The organism is Luteibacter sp. P1_D3, assembly GCF_056406135.1.
In genome coordinates, this window is the sequence record NZ_JBFUAT010000074.1 from 1 (window position 1) to 5,536 (window position 5,536).

General features: G+C 60.2%; 4 protein-coding genes. 3 read left to right on the forward strand and 1 reads right to left on the reverse strand.

All coding sequences use genetic code 11. From position 1 onward, the window contains the following. Nucleotides 1–428 precede the first annotated feature (428 nt). From AC1DYM_RS22695 to AC1DYM_RS22705, 3 genes are all read left to right on the forward strand, one after another. On the forward strand, nucleotides 429–1,460 hold the full coding sequence (locus AC1DYM_RS22695; RefSeq protein ID WP_477342269.1) for a glycosyltransferase family 2 protein: 1,032 nt from the start codon (nucleotides 429–431) through the stop codon (nucleotides 1,458–1,460). Nucleotides 1,461–1,592: 132 nt separating this feature from the next. Next, the gene (locus tag AC1DYM_RS22700) at nucleotides 1,593–2,339 is read left to right on the forward strand and encodes an electron transfer flavoprotein subunit beta/FixA family protein (protein WP_477342271.1); all 747 of its coding nucleotides are present in this window, start codon (nucleotides 1,593–1,595) and stop codon (nucleotides 2,337–2,339) included. A 22-nt stretch (nucleotides 2,340–2,361) separates the two neighbouring features. Beyond that, nucleotides 2,362–3,303, forward strand: a complete 942-nt coding sequence (locus AC1DYM_RS22705; RefSeq protein ID WP_477342273.1) for an electron transfer flavoprotein subunit alpha/FixB family protein — start codon at nucleotides 2,362–2,364, stop codon at nucleotides 3,301–3,303. Nucleotides 3,304–3,412: 109 nt separating this feature from the next. Here the strand turns inward: AC1DYM_RS22705 and AC1DYM_RS22710 are convergent, their stop codons facing one another. Beyond that, nucleotides 3,413–5,413, reverse strand: a complete 2,001-nt coding sequence (locus AC1DYM_RS22710; RefSeq protein WP_477342275.1) for an ArnT family glycosyltransferase — start codon at nucleotides 5,411–5,413, stop codon at nucleotides 3,413–3,415. Nucleotides 5,414–5,536 lie beyond the last annotated feature (123 nt).

Here is a 5,536-nt window from a genome sequence, read left to right on the forward strand (position 1 = left end):
GAGTTCCATTGGGCCGACCGGGCAACGTCTTAACGTCGAGGGCGGAGCGCGAGGCCAATGCCTCGGTCAGCTTGAGCGAATACGTCTCCATGCCGCCGACGGCGGGTGCCCATTTGCGAGTAATGAAGAGGACACGCTGGTGCATCGGAGACGATCCCGTGATTGAGATGATTCGCAATGAGGTGGCGCGCGAAACGGCGCGCCACAGCCCGAAGGCATGAGCCGAGACCCATTGTGCCTTGGTCTTCAAACCGCAGTGCAGCCGCTCCTCCGTCAACGTATGGCGTCGCAAGGCGTTGTCTTACGAACGATATGCCTGACGATCGTGAAAAAATCAGCGATTGACGAGCTCTCTGCGCGACACGCGCTTACAGTGACCAGCGCCATGGCTGACATAAAACTGAAATATATTATATGTTTGAGCACGTGTGAGTCTTGAAAGCAGGAAATGCCGACAGGTTCGCCATGGAGGGAACGATGACAGCCGACCGATACCAGGGGGCCCTATGAAGCTGATAATTCAGATTCCGTGCCTCAACGAGGCCCAGACACTGGCAATAGCGCTCGCTGACCTCCCCCGCCAGGTACCGGGTTTCGACGCCGTCGAGTGGCTGGTCATCGACGATGGCTCCAGCGACGATACAGCGGAGATCGCCACCGCGAACGGCGTCGATCATGTTGTTCGCCACTCGGTTAACAAAGGGCTCGCCGAGGCGTTCATGACAGGCCTCGATGCTTGCCTGCGACTCGGTGCGGATGTGATCGTCAATACGGATGCGGACAACCAGTACAACGGCGCCGATATCCCCTGCCTGACTGCCCCGATCGTCGCCGGAGAAGCGGAGATCGTGATCGGTGCCCGTCCAATCGGCGACACCGACCATTTCTCCTGGATCAAGAAGAGATTGCAGGGTGTCGGTAGCTGGGCCGTACGCATCGCCAGCCACACCGACGTCGCGGACGCACCGAGCGGATTCCGTGCGATTTCACGCGAAGCGGCCATGCGGCTGAATGTGTTCAACGCCTACACGTACACGCTGGAGACAATCATTCAGGCGGGCCAGAGCAACATGCGCGTGATTTCGGTGCCGATCAGGACGAATCCCGACCTGCGTCCGTCACGCTTGGTGAGGAGCATCTACAGCTACGTCAAGCGATCGCTGCTCACCATCCTCCGGATGTTCGTTATCTACCGCCCGCTCGCGTTCTTCGCGTGGCTCGGCGGCATTTTCGGCACCGCTGGTTTCGTTGCGGGCGTGCGGTTCCTGTACTACTACCTCAGCGGATCCGGCGAGGGCCACATCCAGTCAGTGATCTTCAGCGCGCTGTGCATCCTGGTAGGCCTCATCCTGTTCATGATGGGACTGATCGGAGACCTGATCGCGACAAACAGGAAACTCCTGGAACGAGTGGACGTCCGACTGCAGCACCTCGAACATCACGACTACCACGTCAAGTAAAGTCGCCCCAGACACGAAAGCCAGACGGTATTGCGACGCACGATGCCGCATCCAGCCACCGCGCTATAATGCCCGGCCAACTCGTCCATCTGTCGCCGGGCTTAGGCCCGAACGTCTGCCAAAGGGCCCTAAATGAAGATTCTGGTCGGTTACAAGCGCGTCGTGGACTACAACGTCCGCATCCAGGTGAAGCCTGACGGCACCGGCGTCGTCACGGACGGCGTGAAGCTCTCCGCCAACCCCTTCGACGATATCGCCCTTGAAGAGGCTCTGCGCCTGCGCGAGAAGGGCGTGGCCGAGGAAGTCATCGTGGTCGGCATCGGCCCAGCCGACCTCACCGCCCACCTGCGCAACGGCCTGGCCATGGGCGCCAACCGCGCCATCCACGTCCAGACCGCCGAGGCCGTCTCCCCCCTGACCGCCGCCCGGACCTTTCTCAAGCTGATTGAGAAAGAGCAGCCCGGCCTCGTGATCCTGGGCAAGCAGGCCATCGACGACGACGCCAACCAGACCGGCCAGATGCTGGCGGCCCTTTGGGACCGCCCCCAGGCTACTTTCGCCAGCAAGGTCGAAATTGCCGACGGCAAGGCCACGGTGACCCGCGAAGTGGATGCTGGCCTCGAGACCATCGAAGCCGACCTCCCGGCCGTGATCACCACCGACCTGCGCCTGAACGAGCCGCGCTTCATCAAGCTGCCGGACATCATGAAGGCCAAGGCCAAGCCGATCGACGTGCTCGAGCTGGGCTCGCTGGGCATCGATGCCGCCGACCACATCAAGACCACGCACTACGCGGCCCCGGCCAAGCGCAGCAAGGGCGTGATGGTCAAGGACGCCGCCGAGCTCGTCGCGGCCCTCAAGCAGAAGGGTCTGCTGTAAAGCAGCCGACCGGAGAATCGACATGTCCAAGATCCTCGTTATCGCCGAACACCTCGACGGCAAGCTCAATGGCGCCACGGCACGCGCTGTCAGCGCGGCGGTTGCCGCCAAGCCTGATGCCATCGACGTCATCGTCCTGTCCGACGCGCCCGACGCGGTTGCGACCGAAGCGGCGAAAATCGACGGCGTCAGCAAAGTGCTGACGGTCGCTCGTGCCGAAAATGCACACACCCTCGCCGCCATCCTCGCCCCGCAGATCGCCAAGGCGGCCGCCGGCTACTCGCACGTCTTCGCCCCCTCCACCACATTCGGCAAGGACCTCGCCCCGCGTGTGGCCGCCTTGCTCGGCGTGTCGCAGGTGAGCGACGTGATGAGCGTGGAGGGCGCGCATAGCTTCAAGCGCCCGATCTATGCGGGTAACGCCATCGTCACCGTCGAAGTCGACGCCGCCTCCACGGTCGTCGCCACGATCCGTACGGCGTCCTGGCCGGCAGCAGCGTCTAACGGCAACGCACCGGTCGAGGCACTGACCATTGATGCCGCCCTGCCCTCGCACACGCGCTTCGTGAACCTGCAGCAGGGAAAGAGCGACCGCCCGGACCTTCAAGGTGCAGCCAAGGTCGTCAGCGGCGGCCGTGGCGTGGGTTCGAAAGAAAACTTCGAGATCATCTACAAGTTCGCCGACAAGATTGGTGCAGGCGTGGGTGCGTCCCGCGCCGCCGTCGATGCCGGCTATTGCCCGAACGAGATGCAGGTCGGCCAGACCGGCAAGATCATCGCGCCGGAGCTGTACATGGCTATCGGCATCTCGGGGGCGATCCAGCACCTGACCGGCATCAAGGATGCGGGCACGATCGTCGCGATCAACAAGGATGGCGAAGCGCCGATCTTTGAGATTGCCGACATCGGACTGGTGGGAGATCTGTTCAAGATCCTGCCTGAGCTAGAAGCGGCGATCGGCTAAAACGCCGAAACATTTCCGTTCGCCACTAAAGGCCTGGGCCCGGTTCGAACCGGCCCAGGCCTTCGCGTATGCGGCGCACGCGCGCATGCCCCAGGCGGCCGACCTGACGTCACTGATCGATCGCCGTCCACGCCAACGTGGCAGGGGGAACGCCAAGATCGTGAGCCCAGAAGACCTGCTCCTGCAACATGGAAACCTGTAAAGAGCCCCCTTCAACTTCCTTACTGGCTTCGATCGGAATACTGACCGTGACTTGACCGTGAGAAGGTATGTCATGAGGTAAGGCCCTGCGGGTGTTCCAGCCACTTCTAGGCACCCCACGCGCATCCACGAAGCGCCAGGAGACGCGAACGGGCTTACCCACTGACGATTCCGCAGCGATTGACCCGGGCCCGGCATTTTCGATCTTGACGTCAACGTACGTCTGCTTCTCGCGCCTGTATCGTCCCGTGATATGAAAACTTAGTTGGCGAAATTCATCGGCGGAGTACTCACGCTCTGCACGCGTGATCTTGTCGGACAATGCCGCGTTACGAATCCTGTAAACGGAGACGATTTTCTCGCCGCCCACCTTTTTTTGATAATAGAGATCGTAGTCACCAAGGTCGCACCTTCCCTCGCATAGACTGTCGAATCGATAATTCGTAAGGATGAACTCGGGCTTTGACTCTGGCGCGGAGAACAGGAACCTTTCCCGGTCGTCGTGCGGCATCGACAGCAAAGCCCGATCCAATGGAGTCTGGCTGATCGGCTTTATCGCAATGACCTGACTACTGGCGCCCGCAAGCACGGATTCTAGCGCAGCACGGTTGCCCAGGCCCCAGTAATCGAGGTCAAACTTATCCTTCCAGTGCCTTCCCGCAAGCGCGTTGAAATAGACATTCTGCAAAGGATGGGACCGAACGATCCAGTAGGCATTTGCACAAAAGGTCATCCCCACAGCACCCAGGAGAGCCCATTGTGAAAGCCTGGCGTGCCTGGCGCGGCGCATCAGCGCGACGAACCCGCCGACGGCGACCAGCACGAAGGCCGGGTAGACGAAATACAAGTGACGCCATCCATCGTAGACGACGGCGTGGACTGCCAGGATGGCCAGAACAGGACCGAAAAGAAGCGACAGATAGCTGAGCTCGGCCATCTGCACGTCGGAAGTCCAAAGGGAAAGACCGTTCTTCCACAAGATGCGAACGCCGTGGATGAGGCCCATGACCATGAGTGCACTGAACGCCAGAGGCGTGGTGATGAAAATCCACACAGGGACGTAGTGCCACGGCAATCCGGGTGCCCGATAAGCAGTACCCAGGTAAAGCACCCAGCCGTTCCAACGGAACCTCGCCATGTTGGCGAAGGCCTCCATGAAGTGGCCGATCGGGTCATCCCACAGGTAGGGAAACAGCGCAATGACGAACAAGGCCGTTGCCACAAGATAGATCAGGACACACGCTACGACGCGAGCCCACGAGGTCTCCTTCTTGATAGCTCTGACGACAAGGATTGGGACCGTCGCGCCGACGATCACGATTCCCATGATGCGAACATCGATGGCAAACGCGGAGATCGCTGCGTGGAGTAACGCCACCGTGAACCTGGCGGTCGTGACCAGCCTGGTCAACGTATAGATGGCCATCGACATCGCAGCCATGAACACGATGTCCTTCGAGTTGTAGAAGGACTCGGCAAATATTCTTGGCGACAGGATGATCATGAGCGCTGCCAGGAGGCCGAGCCTGTAGTCGCCGTAGACGAATCTTGCGGTCTTGTAGATCGCCAGTACGCCTAGCGACGCGAACAGGAAGATGGCCAGATGCCTGAATGCGTAAGTGTGCTCTTCGCTAACGCCGAATGCCTGCTCGAGAGCAACTAGTGGGAGCTCGAAGGCGACACCGTAATCTCTGTCCTGCCAACGATCCAGATCGGGCGCATCCCTTATTGCGTCGGTAAGCAAGCCTGGACTGAATTTTCCCTCGACGTATTTCAGGTTGACCAGGCCATTCGTTCTTGAGATGGGTTCATCCCAGGAAACACCGTAGTCAGAATGAATGAAGACTCCCGTCAGCAGGTAGATGCAGAACAGCACCGGCACGAAAATTTTTTCGAAATGCTTTGTCATGCAACGATATCCCCCTGTAAACGGTATCCTGCGCCGACGCACTCGCCAAAACGAAAAACGCCCCGCAGCTGGACGACCATCCAACTCCGGGGCGATCATCCGCGGGTCCAATCGTGCTTAGGG

What these genes read in the sequence shown, in the direction of transcription:
- AC1DYM_RS22705 (WP_477342273.1), top strand. Translation starts at nt 2,362, where the DNA reads ATGTCCAAGATCCTCGTTATCGCCGAACACCTCGACGGCAAGCTCAAT.
- AC1DYM_RS22710 (WP_477342275.1), bottom strand. Translation starts at nt 5,413, where the DNA reads ATGACAAAGCATTTCGAAAAAATTTTCGTGCCGGTGCTGTTCTGCATC.
- AC1DYM_RS22700 (WP_477342271.1), top strand. Translation starts at nt 1,593, where the DNA reads ATGAAGATTCTGGTCGGTTACAAGCGCGTCGTGGACTACAACGTCCGC.